The organism is Micrococcus porci (assembly GCF_020097155.1).
Taxonomy (GTDB): Bacteria; Actinomycetota; Actinomycetes; order Actinomycetales; family Micrococcaceae; genus Micrococcus; species Micrococcus porci.
Window position 1 is genome coordinate 2,076,244 of record NZ_CP083691.1, and the last position, 16,186, is coordinate 2,092,429.

The following is a 16,186-nucleotide window of genomic DNA, read 5'->3' on the forward strand; positions in this document are numbered from 1 at the left end:
TCAGCGGGACGGCGAGCGGCGCGGGACGGGCTGGCAGACGGGGCAGCGGTGGGAGGCCCGGCCCATGAACGGCTCACGCACGATCAGCGTCCGGCGCCCCTCGGCGGTGCAGCGCCGGCAGGGCTGGCCCGTGCGCCCGTAGGCCTCGAGGGAGCGCGCGAAGTAGCCGGAGCGGCCGTCGACGTTGACGTAGAGGGCGTCGAAGCTGGTGCCGCCCACCGCCAGGGCGCGGCGCATCACGTCCTGGACGGCGGCGAGGACCGCGCGGGTCTGGGCGCGGGCCATGCGCTGCGTGGGGCGCTCCGGGTGCAGCCGGGCCGCCCAGAGGGCCTCATCCGCGTAGATGTTCCCGATGCCCGAGACCAGGGTCTGGTCGAGCAGCGACCGCTTGAGGGTGGAGCGTCGTCGCACCAGGCGCCGGTGCACGGCGTCCGGGTCGAAGTCGGGGTGCAGGGGGTCCAGGGCGATGTGCGCCGCGGAGGCCGGCACCGCGTCCCCGGTCTCCGGGCCGACGACGACGGGGTCGAGCCACCAGCCGCCGAACAGGCGCTGGTCCACGAACCGCAGCTCCCGGTCCGAGCCGTCGGCGGCCGTGATGGGCAGGCGCAGTCGCAGGTGCCGCTGGTCCGGCGCACCGGGTTCGTCCACCCGGACCTGGCCGGACATGCCCAGGTGCACCACGACGGCGTCGTCGGCGTCCTCGAGGGGCAGCCAGAGGAACTTGCCCCGGCGGGCGGGCTCCGCCAGGACCGCCCCCGACAGCCGCTCGCGGAGGGCCTCCGCGCCCCCGGGGCTGCGGCGCACGGAGCGCGCGTCGAGGACGTCGAGGTCCGCGGCGCGGGCGCCGGAGGCCCACCGTGCCATGCCCCTGCGGACGACCTCGGCCTCGGGCAGCTCGGGCACCGCTCAGCTCCCGGCGGCGGGCAGGGTGGCGGACAGCTCCGGCCAGCCCTCGGCGGCGGCGTCGCGCTCCGCCTGCTTCTTGGAGCTGGCCACGGCGGAGCCGAAGGCGCGCCCGCCCACGGTGAGGGTGGCGCGGAAGCGCGGATCATGCGCGGGGCCCTGGCCCTCGATGTCGTAGCGGACCTCGCCCAACCCGTGGCGGGAGGCGGCCTCCGCCACCACGGTCTTCCAGTCGGTGCTCTCGCGCAGCAGGCCCGGCTCGTCGAGGAGCGGCACGACGTGGCGATGGACGAGCGCGGCCGCGGCCACGGCGCCGTGGTCGCGGTAGACGGCGCCGATCAGCGCCTCGAAGGTGTCCGCCAGGATCGAGTCCTTGTCCGCTCCCCCGGTGCGCGTCTCGCCCGTGCCCAGCCGGACGTGCGGGCCGACGCCGATGCGCCGCGCCACCTTGGCCAGGGCGCGGGTGGAGACGATCGCGGCACGGCGGCGCGCCAGGTCCCCCTCGGGGAGGTCCGGGAACGCGGTGAACAGGTGGTCCGTCACCACGAAGCCCAGCACCGAGTCCCCGAGGAACTCCAGGCGCTCGTTGGTGGGCAGGCCACCGTGCTCGTACGCGTACGAGCGATGCGTCAGAGCGCGCTCGAGCGTCCCGGCGGTGATGTGCACGCCGAGACGCTCGAGAAGCGCAGAGGACTCCGGGACGGGGACGGACCCCGTCCGGGTCTGCGGGGACGCCATGTCAGGCGTCGGCGACCTTGCGGCCCTTGTACTCGTAGAACAGGGGGGTGCCGGCGGCGTCGGTCTTCAGCTCCGCCTGGTGGGGCAGACGGTAGGACACGCGGCCGTTCTCCACGGTCTTCACCAGGGAGGGAGCCTCCGCCTTCCACTGGGAACGACGGGCACGGGTGTTGGCACGGGACATCTTCCGCTTCGGGACTGCCACGACTTATCTCTTCTCTGTCTCGGTGATGGAGGTCTCTTCGGTGGTGTCCGCGAGGGCCGCGAGCGCGGCCCAGCGCGGGTCCACCCGTTCGTGGGCGTGCCCGGCGGGCGCGTCCTCGAGCCGGATGCCGCAGTCGGCGCACAGGCCCTCGCAGTCCGGCCGGCACAGCGGCTGGAACGGCAGGGCGGTGACCACGGCGTCCCGGAACACGGGCTCCAGGTCCACGGTCTCGTGCTCCACGAGCGGCTGCTCGTCGTCGCCCTCGGCGGGCGGATCGGCGAGGAACAGCTCCTGCAGGTCCACGGTGATCCCCTCGTGCAGCGGTAGCAGACACCGGCTGCACTCGCCCGTCAGGTCCGCGTGCGCGGTGCCCGTGACGAGCACGCCCTCGTGGACCGCCTCGAGCCGGAGCTCGAGGTCCACGGGATCGCCCTCGGGGATGCCCAGCATGGGCATGGACACGGCGGCCGGGGCCGGCAGCCGCGTGGTCAGCTCGCGCTGGACCCCGGCTCCGCGCGCCAGATCGCGCACGGAGAGCACCCACGGGGAGGGTGCGCCGGACGGCACGGTGGTGGCCATGGGGGCTCCTCTCGGCAGGCGGGGTGTGGGTCCGCGACCCCCACGGGGCCGCGCGGTCCGGCGCGGAACGACGTCCGGCCAGGATGGACCGACTGCCCATCCTACCGGCTCGGGCCCGCTGGACCAAAGCGGACGGGCGGCGCGGCGCTCAGAGCCCGGCGGCGAACCCCTTGAGCCACTCGCGCAGGTCCCCGCCGAGCTCCGGGTGCCGCACGCCGAGCTCCACGACGGCCTGCAGGTAGCCGAGCTTGTCGCCCGTGTCGTAGCGGCGGCCGCGGAACACCACGGCGTGCACGCCGAAGCCCTCCCCCTCGCCGGCGGCCAGCGTCTGCAGGGCGTCGGTGAGCTGGATCTCGCCGCCGCGGCCGGGGGCCGTGCGCTCCAGCACCTCGAACACCTGGGGCGCCAGCACGTAGCGGCCGATGATCGCCAGGTTCGAGGGGGCGTCCCCGCGGGCCGGCTTCTCCACGAGGGAGGTGACCGCCACGACGTCGTCGTCCTCACCGTCCACCGGGGCCACGGCCGCGACGCCGTAGGCGCTGACCGCGTCCTCCGGGACCTCCATCAGGGCGATCACGGACCCGCCCAGGCGATGCTGGACGTCGATCATGCGGGCCAGCAGGCCCTCGTCCTCGCCGATGAGGTCGTCGCCGAGCAGCACGGCGAAGGGCTCGTCGCCGACGTGGCGGCGCGCGCAGCCCACCGCATGGCCGAGGCCGAGGGCCTCGCCCTGGCGGACGTAGTGGATGTCCCCCACGAGGTCCGAGGCCCGGATGAGGTCGATGCGCTTGGTGTCGCCCTTGGCCTCGAGGACCTGCTCCAGCGCCGGGTGGCGGTCGAAGTGGTCCTCGAGCGCGCGCTTGTTGCGCCCGGTGATCATCAGCACGTCGCCCAGGCCGGCGGACACGGCCTCGGCGACGACGTACTCGATGGCGGGACGGTCCACGACCGGCAGCATCTCCTTGGGCATCGCCTTGGTGGCGGGCAGGAAGCGCGTGCCGAGCCCGGCGGCGGGGATGACGGCCTTGCGCGTGCGCGGGCGGGTCGGCGATGCGGCGGTGGACTGCTCGGTCATGGGATCTCCGGGTGCGGGGGCGGCGGTCAGGTGAGTGCTCGGCGGGCCCGGGGTCACGGGCGGGTCGCCTCGAGGCGGGCGTGGACGACGGCGGGCACGAACTCGCGGACGTCGCCGCCGAGGCCGTGGACCTCCTTGATCAGGGAGGAGGACAGGTGGGTGTAGCGGGCGTCCGCGGTGAGGAAGACGGTCTCCACGCCGGTGAGGTGGCGGTTCATGGCGGCCATGGGGGCCTCGAACTCGAGGTCGGTGCCGTTGCGCAGGCCCTTGACGATCACGCCGGCCCCGATCTCCCGGCAGAACTCCGCGAGCAGGCCCGGGCCCATGGCCTCGGCGCTCACGCCGGCCAGCCCCTGGACGCTGGCGCGGATCAGCTCGAGCCGCTCGTCCGTGCTGAAGCGGTAGCGCTTGGCCGGATTGTCCGAGACGGCGACGACGACCTCGTCGAACATGCTCGCCGCCCGGGCGATGACCTCGAGGTGCCCCTTGTGGAGGGGATCGAAGGAACCGGGGCAGACGGCGCGACGCATGGGCTCACCCTAACCCGCTGAGCACGGTCAGGCGATGCCCGTCCTCCCCTCCCGCTCGCGGTCGGACAGGGCCGGTGCGACGCCCGATACAGTGCCGCCATGTCCCACGACTCGCCCTCCCCCACCGACGCCGCCGCGGCCCCGTCCGACGTGCGCCTCGCCGGGCCCTGGCGCGCGGCCTCCGCCGCCGCCGGCGTCCTCCGCGACGGCGCCCCCGTGCCCACCGTGTTCGAGACGATGACGGCCCTGGCCGTCGAGCACGGGGCCGTGAACCTCGGCCAGGGCTTCCCGGACGCGGACGGTCCGCCCGAGCTCCTCGCCCTCGCCGCGGAGGCGGTCACCACCGGACCCAACCAGTACGCCCCGGGGACGGGCCGCGCCGACCTGCGCGCCGCCGTCGCCGCCCACCGGGCACGCCACTGGGGCGTGGCCGAGGACCCGGACACGCAGGTCCTGGCCACCACCGGCGCCACCGAGGCGATCGCGGCGACCGTGCTGGCCCTCGTGCGGCCCGGCGACGAGGTGATCACCGTCGAGCCGTTCTACGACTCGCACGCCGCCGTGGTCGCCCTGGCCGGCGGGCGGCACGTCACCGTCCCGGTCCACGCCCCGGACTTCCTGCCGGACCCGGCGCGGATCGCCGCCGCGATCACGCCCCGCACACGGCTGCTCATCGTGAACACGCCGCACAACCCCACGGGCGCCGTCTATCCGCGCGCCCTGCTCGAGGAGCTGGTGGCGCTGTGCCGGGCGCGCGACGTGCTGATGCTCTCGGACGAGGTCTACGACCACCTCGTGCACGAGGGCCGGCACGTCACCCTCCGGGCGATCCCCGGCGCGGAGCGGATCGCCCTCACCGCCTCCAGCGCGGGCAAGTCCCTGGCCGTGACGGGGTGGAAGGTCGGCTGGCTCACCGGGCCGGCCGACCTGGTGGCCGCCGTCCGGGGAGTCAAGCAGTTCCTCTCCTACTCCTCCGGGCCGGCCTTCCAGCAGGCCGTGGCCGCGTTCCTGCCCCGGGCGGACGACTTCCTGGCCGGCCAGCTGGCCCGCCACCGCCGCTCCCGCGACCTGCTGGTGTCCGGGCTCCGGGACATCGGCCTGGACCCGGTGGTCCCGGCCGCCGGCTACTTCACCGTGGTCGACCTCGCCCCGTGGGGCGTGCGCGACGCCGCGGCGGCCGCCCGCACATGGACGGAACGGGCGGGCGTCGCCGGCATCCCCGTCTCGGCGCTGTGCCGACCGGACGGGGACCACCTGCGCTCGTGGCTGCGGCTGACGTTCTGCAAGTCCGAGGACACCGTGGCCGAGGCCGTGGCCCGGCTGACGCGCCACGCCGCCGATCTCCGCGCCGGCTGAGCGGGACCGTGACCCGGCGCGCGGGCACCGAGCGCGCGACGCCGGCTCAGCCCTCGTCCTGCCAGAAGTACAGCGCGGTCTCCCCGTAGGTCCGCACCTCGACCTGCTCCAGGCCTGCGGGCCGCTCCGGCGCGGGGTCCCGGGCCGAGCGCTCCAGCACCAGCAGCCCGCCCGCGGCCAGGCGCGCGGCAGCCGCGGCCAGCACCGCATGGAATGCCGGGCCGGACTCCGGGTACGGCGGGTCCGCCAGGATCAGGTCCGCGGAGTCCCCGGGCAGCGCCAGGGCCTGCTCCACGGACGAGGCCGCCACCTGCACGACGGGCGCCCCCAGCACGGCGTTCAGCGCGGCGGCGTTGGCGCGGCACACCTCGGCGGCGCGCCGCGCCTTCTCCACCAGCGTCACGTGCGCCGCCCCGCGGCTGGCAGCCTCGCAGCCCAGGGCGCCGGAGCCGGCGTAGAGGTCCAGCACCCGGGTGCCGTCCAGCCAGTCCCGGGCCTGGAGCCAGCTGAACAGGGCCTCCTTGGTGCGGTCCGTCGTCGGGCGCGTGCCGGTGCCGGGCACCGAGCGCAGGGGGCGGCCGGCGGCGGCGCCGGCGATGATGCGGGACATGGGGCTCAGCCCTTCTCGAGGTAGTCGGCGGCGGTCAGGTGCGCGGCCTCCCAGCGGGACACCTCGGCCGCGAGCGCCGGGTGCGCGGAGAGCCCGGGCGCCGCCGCCATGAGATCGGCGACGACGTCGGCGGCCACACCGATGACGTCGGCGTCGCCGATCACGTCGACGTGCGTCAGGCCGGAGGCGAGCCCGGACTGGGCGGCGCCCAGGACGTCGCCGACGCCGCGCTGAGCCAGGTCCGCCTGGGCGATCCGCATGCCATCCCGGGTGGCCTCCAGCACCTCGAGCCGCCGCAGCGACGGATGCCCGTCCGCCAGGCGGGTGGCCAGCAGGCAGATCGCCGCGTCCTGGCCGCGCCCCACGCGCCCCCGCAGCTGGTGCAGGGTGGACAGGCCGAAGTCGTCCGCGTCGAGGACCGCCATGACCGTGGCGTTGGGCACGTCCACGCCCACCTCCACGACGGTGGTGGCGACCAGCACGTCCGTCTCCCCACGGGCGAAGGCCTGCATGGCGGCGTCCTGCTCGGCCTGGTCCATGCGGCCGTGGACCTCGCCGATCCGCAGCCCGCCCAGCACGGGCAGCGCGCGCAGGCGCTCCGCCATCTCCGTGACGTTCGCGTGGGCCGGGTCGGCGTCGTCGGGGTCGATGCGGGGGCACACCACGAACGCCTGCCGGCCCGCGGCGCAGTGCTCCGCCACGACCTCCCAGACACGGGCGATCACCCGGGGCCCGTGCGCCATGCGGGCGACGTGCGTGGCCACCGGCGTGCGCCCGGAGGGCAGGCCCTCCAGCACGGACAGGTCCAGGTCGCCGAACACCGTCATCGCCACGGAGCGCGGGATGGGCGTGGCCGACATGACGAGCAGGTGGGTGCCCGGGTTCGCCCGCCGCAGCGCCTCGCGCTGGTCCACGCCGAACCGGTGCTGCTCGTCGACGACGGCGAGGGCCAGCTCGGCGAACTGCACGCGCTCGGCCAGGAGCGCGTGCGTGCCGACGGCGATCCCCGCCTCCCCCGAGGCCAGCTTCAGCAGCGCCGCGCGCCGCTGGGCGGAGCGCTGGGACCCGGTGACCAGGACGACGTCCGTGCCCGGCCCCTCCTGCGCGGCCGCCCCCAGCGTGCCCGCCTCCCTGGCCAGTGGGCCCAGCAGGGCGAGCAGGGCGCGGTGGTGCTGGGCCGCGAGGACCTCGGTGGGGGCCACGAACGCGGCCTGCCCGCCGGCGTCGACGGCCTGCGCCATGGCCCGCAGGGCCACCAGGGTCTTGCCCGCGCCCACGTCGCCCTGCAGCAGCCGGGACATCGGGTGCGGCCCGGAGAGCTCCGCGGCGAGCTCCTCCCCCACGGCCCGCTGGCCCGGGGTCAGCTCGAAGGGCAGGCGGGCGTCGAGGGCCTCGAGCAGGCCGCCGGCGCGGCGCGGGCGCGGCACGGCGGGCACGGCCTTCTCCCGCGAGCGCCGCCAGGCCAGCGCCCCCTGGACCACGAGCGCCTCCCGCAGGGACAGCGCCGTCCGCGCGGGTCCGGTCTGCTCGACGGCGTCCGGCGCGTGCAGCCGCCGGTAGGCCTCCGCCGTGCCCGGCAGCGTCTCCGGCAGGCCGAGGGCGAGCGTCGCGCGGGCGCGGATCGGCTCGGTGAGCAGCTCGGGGATCGCGTCGAGGTCCACGGTCTCGAGGACCCGGCGGACCGCCGAGCGGACCGTCCAGCTCGGCATCCTGCCCGTGGCCCGGTAGATCGGCACCGGCCGGGTGTCGACCTCGCCGGGGGCGACGTCGTCGTCCAGGAGGGCGAAGTCCGGGTTGTTCAGCGTGACCGCGCCCCGGTAGAGCGAGGTCTTCCCCTGGAACATGGCCGTCACGCCGGGGGCCAGGCGGCGCTGGGCGTCGTGGCCGTTGAAGAACGCCATGGACAGGCTCGCCCCCGCCGTGCCGGCCACGGAGGGGTCGGCCACGGTGACGTCCACGATGAAGCCGGCCCGGCTGCGCATCCGCCGCGTCGCCACGTGCTCCACGCGGGCCACCACCGTGACCTCCGCGTCCACGGGCAGCGCCGCGATGGGCGTCAGCTCCCCGCGCTCCACCCAGCGGCGGGGCACGTGGTCCAGCAGGCCGCCCACCGTGGCCAGGCCCAGCTCCTTCTCCAGCCGACCGGGCAGCCGGCCGGAGAGGACCTCGCCCAGGGGCAGGTCCAGCACGCCGTCAGCGGCCATGGCCGTCCGGGGCCGGGGAGGCTGCGTCGCCCTCGGCCGGGTCGTCGGGGTGCCGATGGGCGGGGTCCCACAGGTCCGTCACGGCCACCTCCTCCGGGGCGCCTGCCGCCTCCAGCAGGGCCACCGCGTCCTCGGCCCGGGCCACGTGGACGTGCACGCGCCAGCGCAGCCGGCCGGCGCCGTCGACGGCGCGGGACAGCGGGGCCAGGATGACCGAGTCCCCGGCCTCCTCGAGGCCGCGACGGAGGCCCGCCGCGTCCACGGGCGTCAGGTCGATCGAGCACATCACCTCGACGCCGGGGGCCTCCCGCCCGTCCGCCTGCGGGTCCTCACCGGCCGCGCCGGGGCCGTCGGCCCAGCCGTGCAGCGCCGCGACGACGCCCTCGTCGAACGGCGTGCGCGTCACCTCCGCGCGCAGCGCCTCCAGCACGAGCAGGAGGCCGACCGCGCCGGCGTCGACGACGCGGGCGCGGGTCAGCGGGGCGAGCTGGCCCTCCGTGTCCTCCACGGCGCGGCGGGCGGCCTCCACGACCGACCCCAGGGCCTCGGCGGGCTCCCGTCCGCCGGCCGCGGCGGCCTCCAGGACGGTCGCGGCCTCGCGCAGCACGGTGAGGATCGTTCCCTCGCGCGGATCCGAGAGCGCCGCGCGCGCCGCCCGGTCCGCCGCGCGGGCCCCCGCAGCCAGTTCGGCCGTGGTCAGGGGAGCGTCCGGCGTCAGCGGGGCCGCCAGCCCGACGAGGGCGACCGCCAGCAGGGTCCCGGAGTTGCCGCGCGCGCTGTCCAGCGCCGCCGCGCCGGCGTCGCGCAGGACGGCCGACATGTCCGTCCCCGCCGAGCGCTCGGCGGCCTGGCGGGCGGCGCGGACCGTGGCGAGCATGTTGGACCCGGTGTCGGCGTCGGGCACGGGGAACAGGTTGAGGGCGTCCAGGCGCGGGGCGGCCTGGGCGAGCGCCGCCTCGGCGCCGCGCAGCCACGCGAGGGCGCCCCTCAGGCGGGCCCGGATCATCGTGCCTCGCTGGTGCGGATCTGGCGGCCGATCTCGTGGATGGCGGCCCAGTCCGGCCACACCACGGCCTGGCCGTCGGCCGAGTACCCGACGCCCGCCGCCGGGACGGTCGAGGTCTGGATGTCCGAGCCGCGCAGGTTCCGCATCGACCAGGCGAGGGCGGCGAGGTCGCCCGAGTGCAGTTCGGAGTCCAGCGTCAGGAACGGCGAGAAGCGCTCGACCGCCTGCTGCACCCGCCCCGGGTCGGAGAGGGTGTCCAGGGAGAGGGCCTTGGAGAACACCGCCTTCACCACGCGCTGCTGGTTCTCCACGCGGTCGAAGTCGCCGCGCGGCAGGTTGTAGCGCTCCCGCGCGTAGACCAGCGCGGTGGCCCCGTCCATCTGGATCGCACCGGCCGGGTACGCGTGCCCGTCGTCCGCCGTGAACGCGATGGGGTTGTCCACGGTGATGCCGCCCAGCGCGTCCACCAGGCCCTGGAAGCCCGCCATGTCCACGGCGACGACGTGGTCCACCCGCGCCTGGAACATGTTCTCCACGGTCGCCACCGTCAGCGGGATCTGGCCGTACTGGTAGGCGGCGTTGACCTTGTGATCGCCGTGGCCGGGGATCGGCACCCAGGTGTCACGCATGATGGAGCGCACCTGCACCGCGGACCGGTCCCCCGGGATGTGCACCCACATCAGGGTGTCGGAGCGCCCGTTCGGGTCGCGGCCCTCGACGCCGGAGTCCTCACCGACCAGCAGGAAGTCGACGGCCTTCCCGTCCGCCACCTCGTCCGCGGCCGGCCCCGCCGGACCGGCCAGCGCCGTGGCGGGGTCGACGCCCGCGGGGGCGGTGCCGGGCGGCGGGGCCGACGGCGAGTACACGCCGCTGGCGTTCCGCCCGTCGGCCGCCGAGCCCGGGGCCGCAGCGGAGCCCGGCTCCGCCGGGCGCAGCGACTCCTCCGGCAGGGCCTGTCCCTCGAACCGCTGCACGCCCTCGTCCACCGTGCGGCCGAGGCCGCCGAGCCACAGGGCGGCGGTCAGGCCGGCCGCGAGCAGCAGCACCAGGAGGGCGACGAGGACGATCAGCAGCGGCCGACGGCGGCGGCGGGGGGTCGCGGTGGGCTCGGCGGTGGACATGGGCCGGGGCTCCTCAGGGCAGGGGTGCCGTCGGCGCGGCGGCACGGCGGCGAGGGGACCCTGCCATGCTAGGCCACCTCCCCGGGAGGGGCCCGGTCGGGCAGCGGCCGACGACCCGTCCCGGCCCCGTCCCGGACGGCGGCCTCCCCCCGGCCACCCCGTACCCTGGAGGGCATGCCCCGCCTGCCCCGTCCCGTGATCCTCGCGCCGGCCCTGGCCGCGGCCGCCCTCGGTCTCACCGCGTGCTCCGGCCCTGTCGTCTCGGTGGAGGCCGCCCCCGGCGCCGCGGACCCGGCCTGCGCCCCGGCCATGGTGGCCGTGCCCGACGTCCTGGGCGGCCAGGACCGCCGCGAGACGGACAGCCAGGCCACCGCCGCGTGGGGCGAGCCGGCCGCCGTCGTGCTCCGCTGCGGCGTCCCCACGCCCGGCCCCACCACCGACCGCTGCGTGTCCGTGGACGACATCGACTGGGTGGTCCGCGACGAGGACGACCACTGGCGGATCACCACCTACGGCCGCACCCCCGCCGTGGAGGCGGTGTTCGGCAAGAGCGAGGTCAGCTCCGACTCCGTGATGACCGGCCTCGGCTCGGCCGTCGCCCAGATCCCCTCCCAGCGCCGCTGCGTGAACATCGAGGACGCCACCCCGGTGGGGTGACGTCCTCGTGCTCCGGTGTGCGGGCCGCTCAGTGCAGGCCGACCCCCCGCTCCAGGGCGAGGTCGAGCAGCTCGGAGATCAACTCGCCGTAGGGCAGGCCCGTGCGCTCCCACATGGCCGGGTACATGCTGATCGAGGTGAACCCGGGCATCGTGTTGATCTCGTTGACCACCCAGCGCCCGTCCGGGGTGTAGAAGAAGTCGCAGCGGCCCAGACCGGCGCCGTCGACGGCCTCGAACGCGCGCACCGCCTGCTCGCGCAGGCGCTCGATGGCCTCCTCGGGCAGCTCGGCCGGGCAGGAGAGCTGCGCGGCGGAGGCGTCCTGGTACTTGGCCTCGAAGTCGTAGAACTGGTGGCCCGACTCGGCGCCCTTGACCACGATCTCACCCGGCAGGGACGCGCGCGGGGACTCGGCGCCGTGCCCGTCCAGCACGGCGCACTCGATCTCGCGGCCCAGGATGCCGGCCTCGACCACGACCTTCGGGTCGAAGCGGCGGGCCTCCTCCACGGCCGCGCGCAGGTCCTCGGGGGCGTCCACCTTGGTGATGCCGAAGGACGAGCCGCCACGGGCGGGCTTGACGAACAGAGGGTAGTCCAGGGCGCCGGCCCGTTCCAGGGCGGCCTCCGGGTCGTTGCGCCACTGGCGGTCGGTGATGGTCTCCCACGGGCCGACCTCCAGGCCGCCGGCCTGGAACGCGACCTTCATGAAGTGCTTGTCCATGCCCACGGCCGAGGCCAGCACGCCGCAGCCCACGTAGGGCAGGCCCAGGGACTCGAACATGCCCTGGAGCGTGCCGTCCTCGCCCCACGGTCCGTGCAGCAGCGGGAACACGACGTCCACGACGCCGAGGTCCTCCCCGTCCGCGCCGACCAGCTCCACGGCGTCGTCCGCGCGCGCCCGCAGGCTCACGGGGCGCTCGGGCTCCGGCACGCTCGGCAGCTCCCCGTCGCCGAGGGCGTAGGCGGCGGCGTCCACCTCGCCGTGGGACCACAGGCCCGAGTGGGCGACGCCGACGGGCACCACGTCCCAGCGCTCGCGGTCCGCGGCGTGCAGCACACCCGCGGCGGTGACACAGCTGATGGGGTGCTCGCTGGAGCGGCCGCCGAACAGCAGCAGCACGCGGGGGCGACGGCCCGGGGCGGTCTCGGGGGGCTGGGTCATGCGTGTCGTCCTTCCGACTTCAGGTCTCGGGCCAGCAGCAGTCCCGCGAGGCGGTCGACGTCGAGCGTCCCCGCCACCACGCGGTCCATGGCCTCGCTGATGGGCATCTCCACGCCGTGGGCGCGGGCGACGTGCACGACGGCGGACACCGACTTGATGCCCTCCGCCGTCTGCTTCATGGCGGCCACGGCCTCGTCCGCGCTCAGCCCCGTGCCCATGAGCCGGCCGGCGCTGCGGTTGCGGGACAGAGGCGAGGCGCAGGTGGCCACGAGGTCGCCGAGGCCGGCCAGGCCGGCCAGGGTCGAGGCCTCGCCGCCGAGCGCCACGGCCAGGCGGGTCGTCTCCGCCAGGCCGCGGGTGATCACGGAGGCCTTCGAGTTGTCCCCCAGTCCCTGGCCGTCGCAGATGCCCACGGCCAGCGCGATCACGTTCTTCACGATGCCGCCGATCTCCACGCCCACGACGTCGCCGTTGGTGTAGGGGCGGAAGGTGGGCCCGGCCGTGAGCGCGGCGACGCGGTCGGCGGTGGCCCGGGACGCCGAGGCCACGACCGTGGCCGTGGGCTCCCCGCGGGCGATCTCGAGGGCCAGGTTGGGCCCGGAGAGCACGGCGAAGCGCTCGGGGCCGATCCCCAGGGCCTCCTGGCAGACCTGCGAGGGCCGCGCGTCGGTCCCGCGCTCCAGGCCCTTCATGAGGGAGACGGCGATCGCGTCCGGGGCGAGGGCGTCGGCCAGGCCCTCCAGGACGGTGCGGGCCTGCTGGGCGGGCACGGCCACCACCACGACGCCGGCCTCGGCCACCGCCTCGCGCGCGTCGGTCACCGCGCGGACGCACTCCGGGAGGGCGACGTCCGGCAGGTACTCGGGGTTGGCGTGGTCCTCGGTGATGGCGCGGGCCACCTCCGCCCGACGGGACCAGACGACCACCTCGCGGGCGCGACGGCCTGCCGGGCTGGTGCTGGAGCCGAGCACGCAGGCGAACGCCGTGCCCCAGGAGCCGGCGCCGAGCACGGCGACGCGGGTGGGGTCCCCGGCGCGGTCGCCGGCCGACGCGGAGGCGAACGCGGGTTCCGGGCCCGCGGACGGCGCCGGGCTCACGCGGCGCCCTCGCGGCGACCGGTCCGCAGGTCCCAGCGCCAGGCCGGGGCCGGCTCGCCGCGCAGCTGCGCCACGAGCTCCGTGACGGCGTCCATCATGCGCTCCGTGCCGACGCGCAGCACGGCGGCGGTCAGCGGCCCGCCGCGGAGGTCGTCGAGGTCCACGGGCTCGCCCACGAGCACGCGGGCGGTCTTGCGCGGGAAGGGCGAGAGCCGGAACCCCGGGTAGGGCAGCAGCTCCTGCATGCCCCACTGGCCCACGGGGATCAGCGGGGCGCCGGTCTGCAGCGCCAGGCGCACGGCGCCGGAGCGGGCGGACATGGGCCAGCCCTCGGGATCACGGGTCACCGTGCCCTCGGGGTAGACGATGATGACCCGACCCTCGTCCAGTGCGGCCTGGGCGGCGGCCAGGGAGCGGCCCCCGTCGCGCGAGCGCTCCACGGGGATCATCCGGGTCGACTGCAGCACCCGCCGCAGGACGGGGACCTTCCACAGTTCGGCCTTGGCCAGGACCGCGGGCAGCAGCCCCTGGTTGTAGACCATGTGGGCGACCGAGAGGGGGTCCAGCTCGGAGATGTGGTTCACCGCGAGGATCGCGCCGGTGCGCGGGATCCGCTCAGCGTGCAGCCACTCCTGGCGCACCAGGGCGCGCAGGGCCGGCCGGACGACGGCGGCGGGCGCCACGAAGCCCCGGCGCAGGCCGCGCGAGGGCTGCGCGATCGGACGCTCGCCGTCGTTCATCGGGGCCGCTCGGAGAGCTCGACGTCCGCGCCCAGGCCCTGGAGCTTCGCCATGAAGTGCTCGTAGCCGCGGTTGATGATCTCCAGGCCGGTGGCGTGGGAGGTGCCCTCCGCGGCCAGGGCCGCGATGAGGTGGGAGAAGCCGCCGCGCAGGTCCGGGACGTCGAAGTCCACACCGTGCAGCGGCGTCGGGCCCGAGATCACGGCGGAGTGCAGGAAGTTGCGCTGGCCGAATCGGCACGGCACGGAGCCCAGGCACTCGCGGTGCAGCTGGATGGACGCGCCCATGCGCACCAGGGCGTCGGTGAAGCCGAAGCGGTTCTCGTACACGGTCTCGTGGACGATCGACACGCCGGTGGCCTGCGTCAGGGCGACGACGAGCGGCTGCTGCCAGTCGGTCATGAAGCCGGGGTGGACGTCGGTCTCCAGCACGAGCGGGTTCAGCTCGCCGCCCCCGTGCCAGAAGCGGATGCCCTCGTCGGTGACCTCGAACTCGCCGCCGATCTTGCGGTACGTGTTCAGGAACGCCGTGAGGTCGCGCTGGGAGGCCCCACGGACGAAGATGTCGCCCTTCGTGGCCAGCGCGGCCGATGCCCACGAGGCGGACTCGTTGCGGTCCGGGATGGCCACGTGGTTGTAGCCGCGCAGCTCCGGGACGCCCTCGATGCGGATGGTGCGGTCCGTCTGGACCGTGATGATCGCGCCCATCTTCTGGAGGACGTGGATCAGGTCGTGGATCTCCGGCTCCACGGCGGCGCCCTTGAGCTCGGTGATGCCCTCGGCCTTCACCGCGGTCAGCAGGACCTGTTCGGTGGCGCCCACGGAGGGGTACGGCAGCTCGAGCTTGGCGCCGTGCAGCCCCTTGGGCGCGGAGATGGAGATGCCGCCCGGGCGCTTGTCGACGACGGCGCCGAAGTTGCGCAGCACGGCCAGGTGGTAGTCGATCGGCCGGTCGCCGATCTTGCAGCCGCCCAGGTCGGGGATGAAGGCCTCGCCGATGGCGTGCATCAGCGGGCCGCAGAAGAGGATCGGGATGCGCGAGTCGCCCGCGTGGGCGTCGATCTCCGCGGTGAGGGCGGACTTCACGCCGGCCGGGTCCATGGTGATCGTCCCGGACTCCTTGTCCCAGTCCACGGTCACGCCGTGGATCTCGAGCAGGGAGCTGACGACGTCGACGTCCTTGATCTCCGGGATGCTGCGCAGCACGGACGGGCCGGTGCCCAGCAGGGCGGCGACCATCGCCTTGGGGACCAGGTTCTTGGCGCCGCGGACGGTCACCTCGCCCTGCAGCGGCTTGCCTCCGTGGATCGTCAGCAGCTTCGCCATAAGTGGTGTCCTTCTTCCTCACGCCGCCCGGGGGGCGGGGTCGTCGGCGGCCCGCGACGGGCGCGGGACGGTCATGCGGGCGGGCGGGGCCGGCGCGCCCGGGGAGGACGCGGCCGGCCGGGCCACGGATCCCGTTCAGCATAGGGCGTGGGCCCCCGTGCGGCCCAACCCTCCGCTCGCGTCCGACGGGTCCGCGCAGACGGACCCGCCCCGGGATCGCGGAGGATCCCGGGGCGGGTGGGGGCGCGGTCGACGCCGGCGGGCGGAGCCGTCAGTCGGCGGTGCGCGCGGGGAGGGTGGTCGGCTTGTACGACGGGCGGCCCGCCTCGTACGCGGCGATCGCGTCGGCGTGGCTGAGGGTGATGGCGATGTCGTCCAGCCCGTGGAGGAGGCGGTGGCGGGCGTCCTCGTCGATCTCGAAGGCCGCGGTGACCCCGCCGCACTCCACCGTGAGGTGCTCGAGGTCCACGGTCACGGCGGCACCGGGCTGGTTCTCCAGCTGCTTCATGATCCGCTCGACGTCCTCCGGCTCCACCTGTGCGGCCACGAGGCCCTGCTTGGCGGAGTTGCCGCGGAAGATGTCCGCGAAGCGCGATGAGACGACGACCTTGAAGCCGTAGTCCTTGAGCGCCCACACGGCGTGCTCGCGGGAGGAGCCGGTGCCGAAGTCCGGGCCGGCCACCAGCACGGAGCCGGCGGAGTAGGGCTCGGTGTTGAGGATGAAGTCGGGGTCCTGGCGCCAGCCGGCGAACAGGGCGTCCTCGAAGCCGGTGCGGGAGACGCGCTTGAGGTACACGGCCGGGATGATCTGGTCCGTGTCCACGTTCGAGGCGCGCAGGGGCACGCCGATGCCGGTGTGGGTGGTGAACTTGTCCATG

General features: G+C 75.5%; 17 protein-coding genes. 2 read left to right on the forward strand and 15 right to left on the reverse strand.

Annotation, left to right across the window (positions count from 1 at the left end):
• From mutM to coaD, 6 genes are all read right to left on the reverse strand, one after another.
• Positions 1-903, reverse strand: coding sequence for a bifunctional DNA-formamidopyrimidine glycosylase/DNA-(apurinic or apyrimidinic site) lyase (gene mutM / locus KW076_RS09800; RefSeq protein ID WP_224355162.1), 903 nt, complete (start codon positions 901-903; stop codon positions 1-3).
• Between the two features lie 3 nt (positions 904-906).
• On the reverse strand, positions 907-1,641 hold the full coding sequence (gene rnc / locus KW076_RS09805; protein ID WP_434084317.1) for a ribonuclease III: 735 nt from the start codon (positions 1,639-1,641) through the stop codon (positions 907-909).
• Position 1,642: 1 nt separating this feature from the next.
• Positions 1,643-1,846 carry a 50S ribosomal protein L32 gene (gene rpmF / locus KW076_RS09810; RefSeq protein WP_224355164.1) on the reverse strand — a complete coding sequence of 68 codons (204 nt, stop codon included), beginning with the start codon at positions 1,844-1,846 and terminating at the stop codon, positions 1,643-1,645.
• 3 nt (positions 1,847-1,849) lie between these two features.
• Complete coding sequence (locus KW076_RS09815) at positions 1,850-2,425, reverse strand: YceD family protein (protein ID WP_224355165.1); 576 nt, start codon at positions 2,423-2,425, stop codon at positions 1,850-1,852.
• A 148-nt stretch (positions 2,426-2,573) separates the two neighbouring features.
• The gene (gene galU / locus KW076_RS09820; RefSeq protein WP_224355166.1) at positions 2,574-3,500 is read right to left on the reverse strand and encodes a UTP--glucose-1-phosphate uridylyltransferase GalU; all 927 of its coding nucleotides are present in this window, start codon (positions 3,498-3,500) and stop codon (positions 2,574-2,576) included.
• Positions 3,501-3,553: 53 nt separating this feature from the next.
• On the reverse strand, positions 3,554-4,030 hold the full coding sequence (coaD, locus tag KW076_RS09825) for a pantetheine-phosphate adenylyltransferase (protein ID WP_224355167.1): 477 nt from the start codon (positions 4,028-4,030) through the stop codon (positions 3,554-3,556).
• Between the two features lie 99 nt (positions 4,031-4,129).
• Between coaD and KW076_RS09830 the strand changes: the two genes are divergently transcribed.
• Complete coding sequence (locus KW076_RS09830; protein WP_224355168.1) at positions 4,130-5,386, forward strand: aminotransferase class I/II-fold pyridoxal phosphate-dependent enzyme; 1,257 nt, start codon at positions 4,130-4,132, stop codon at positions 5,384-5,386.
• 46 nt (positions 5,387-5,432) lie between these two features.
• Here the strand turns inward: KW076_RS09830 and rsmD are convergent, their stop codons facing one another.
• Genes rsmD through KW076_RS09850 form a run of 4 tightly spaced genes read right to left on the reverse strand, consistent with a single transcriptional unit; the run spans position 5,433 to position 10,327 of the window.
• Positions 5,433-5,996 carry a 16S rRNA (guanine(966)-N(2))-methyltransferase RsmD gene (rsmD, locus tag KW076_RS09835; protein ID WP_224355169.1) on the reverse strand — a complete coding sequence of 188 codons (564 nt, stop codon included), beginning with the start codon at positions 5,994-5,996 and terminating at the stop codon, positions 5,433-5,435.
• 5 nt (positions 5,997-6,001) lie between these two features.
• A complete protein-coding gene (locus tag KW076_RS09840; RefSeq protein WP_224355170.1) occupies positions 6,002-8,200 on the reverse strand; it encodes an ATP-dependent DNA helicase RecG in 2,199 nt (732 codons plus the stop codon).
• Complete coding sequence (locus KW076_RS09845) at positions 8,190-9,206, reverse strand: DAK2 domain-containing protein (RefSeq protein ID WP_224355171.1); 1,017 nt, start codon at positions 9,204-9,206, stop codon at positions 8,190-8,192. Before KW076_RS09845 ends, KW076_RS09840 begins: the two co-directional genes overlap by 11 nt.
• The gene (locus KW076_RS09850; RefSeq protein WP_224355172.1) at positions 9,203-10,327 is read right to left on the reverse strand and encodes an LCP family protein; all 1,125 of its coding nucleotides are present in this window, start codon (positions 10,325-10,327) and stop codon (positions 9,203-9,205) included. Before KW076_RS09850 ends, KW076_RS09845 begins: the two co-directional genes overlap by 4 nt.
• 174 nt (positions 10,328-10,501) lie before the next feature.
• Here KW076_RS09850 and KW076_RS09855 point away from each other — a divergent pair, with 174 nt between their 5' ends.
• Positions 10,502-10,984: a DUF3515 family protein gene (locus tag KW076_RS09855; protein ID WP_224355173.1), complete on the forward strand. Its 483-nt coding sequence runs from the start codon at positions 10,502-10,504 to the stop codon at positions 10,982-10,984.
• A 28-nt stretch (positions 10,985-11,012) separates the two neighbouring features.
• On the opposite strand, the gene KW076_RS09860 is transcribed toward KW076_RS09855, so the two are convergent.
• The 5 genes from KW076_RS09860 to leuD form a co-directional block, all read right to left on the reverse strand.
• A complete protein-coding gene (locus tag KW076_RS09860; protein WP_224355174.1) occupies positions 11,013-12,146 on the reverse strand; it encodes a D-alanine--D-alanine ligase family protein in 1,134 nt (377 codons plus the stop codon).
• Complete coding sequence (locus tag KW076_RS09865) at positions 12,143-13,156, reverse strand: NAD(P)H-dependent glycerol-3-phosphate dehydrogenase (protein WP_224356830.1); 1,014 nt, start codon at positions 13,154-13,156, stop codon at positions 12,143-12,145. Before KW076_RS09865 ends, KW076_RS09860 begins: the two co-directional genes overlap by 4 nt.
• An 83-nt stretch (positions 13,157-13,239) precedes the next feature.
• Positions 13,240-13,983: a lysophospholipid acyltransferase family protein gene (locus tag KW076_RS09870; protein WP_224355175.1), complete on the reverse strand. Its 744-nt coding sequence runs from the start codon at positions 13,981-13,983 to the stop codon at positions 13,240-13,242.
• The gene (gene murA, locus KW076_RS09875; RefSeq protein ID WP_224355176.1) at positions 13,980-15,308 is read right to left on the reverse strand and encodes a UDP-N-acetylglucosamine 1-carboxyvinyltransferase; all 1,329 of its coding nucleotides are present in this window, start codon (positions 15,306-15,308) and stop codon (positions 13,980-13,982) included. The genes KW076_RS09870 and murA overlap by 4 nt, the downstream gene beginning before the upstream one ends.
• A 271-nt stretch (positions 15,309-15,579) precedes the next feature.
• Positions 15,580-16,185, reverse strand: coding sequence for a 3-isopropylmalate dehydratase small subunit (leuD, locus tag KW076_RS09880; protein ID WP_224355177.1), 606 nt, complete (start codon positions 16,183-16,185; stop codon positions 15,580-15,582).
• Position 16,186: the final 1 nt, after the last annotated feature.

What these genes read in the sequence shown, in the direction of transcription:
- leuD (WP_224355177.1), bottom strand. Translation starts at nt 16,185, where the DNA reads ATGGACAAGTTCACCACCCACACCGGCATCGGCGTGCCCCTGCGCGCC.
- rsmD (WP_224355169.1), bottom strand. Translation starts at nt 5,996, where the DNA reads ATGTCCCGCATCATCGCCGGCGCCGCCGCCGGCCGCCCCCTGCGCTCG.
- KW076_RS09815 (WP_224355165.1), bottom strand. Translation starts at nt 2,425, where the DNA reads ATGGCCACCACCGTGCCGTCCGGCGCACCCTCCCCGTGGGTGCTCTCC.
- coaD (WP_224355167.1), bottom strand. Translation starts at nt 4,030, where the DNA reads ATGCGTCGCGCCGTCTGCCCCGGTTCCTTCGATCCCCTCCACAAGGGG.
- KW076_RS09860 (WP_224355174.1), bottom strand. Translation starts at nt 12,146, where the DNA reads ATGACCCAGCCCCCCGAGACCGCCCCGGGCCGTCGCCCCCGCGTGCTG.
- KW076_RS09840 (WP_224355170.1), bottom strand. Translation starts at nt 8,200, where the DNA reads ATGGCCGCTGACGGCGTGCTGGACCTGCCCCTGGGCGAGGTCCTCTCC.
- KW076_RS09830 (WP_224355168.1), top strand. Translation starts at nt 4,130, where the DNA reads ATGTCCCACGACTCGCCCTCCCCCACCGACGCCGCCGCGGCCCCGTCC.
- galU (WP_224355166.1), bottom strand. Translation starts at nt 3,500, where the DNA reads ATGACCGAGCAGTCCACCGCCGCATCGCCGACCCGCCCGCGCACGCGC.
- KW076_RS09870 (WP_224355175.1), bottom strand. Translation starts at nt 13,983, where the DNA reads ATGAACGACGGCGAGCGTCCGATCGCGCAGCCCTCGCGCGGCCTGCGC.
- KW076_RS09845 (WP_224355171.1), bottom strand. Translation starts at nt 9,206, where the DNA reads ATGATCCGGGCCCGCCTGAGGGGCGCCCTCGCGTGGCTGCGCGGCGCC.
- KW076_RS09855 (WP_224355173.1), top strand. Translation starts at nt 10,502, where the DNA reads ATGCCCCGCCTGCCCCGTCCCGTGATCCTCGCGCCGGCCCTGGCCGCG.
- rnc (WP_434084317.1), bottom strand. Translation starts at nt 1,641, where the DNA reads ATGGCGTCCCCGCAGACCCGGACGGGGTCCGTCCCCGTCCCGGAGTCC.
- KW076_RS09850 (WP_224355172.1), bottom strand. Translation starts at nt 10,327, where the DNA reads ATGTCCACCGCCGAGCCCACCGCGACCCCCCGCCGCCGCCGTCGGCCG.
- murA (WP_224355176.1), bottom strand. Translation starts at nt 15,308, where the DNA reads ATGGCGAAGCTGCTGACGATCCACGGAGGCAAGCCGCTGCAGGGCGAG.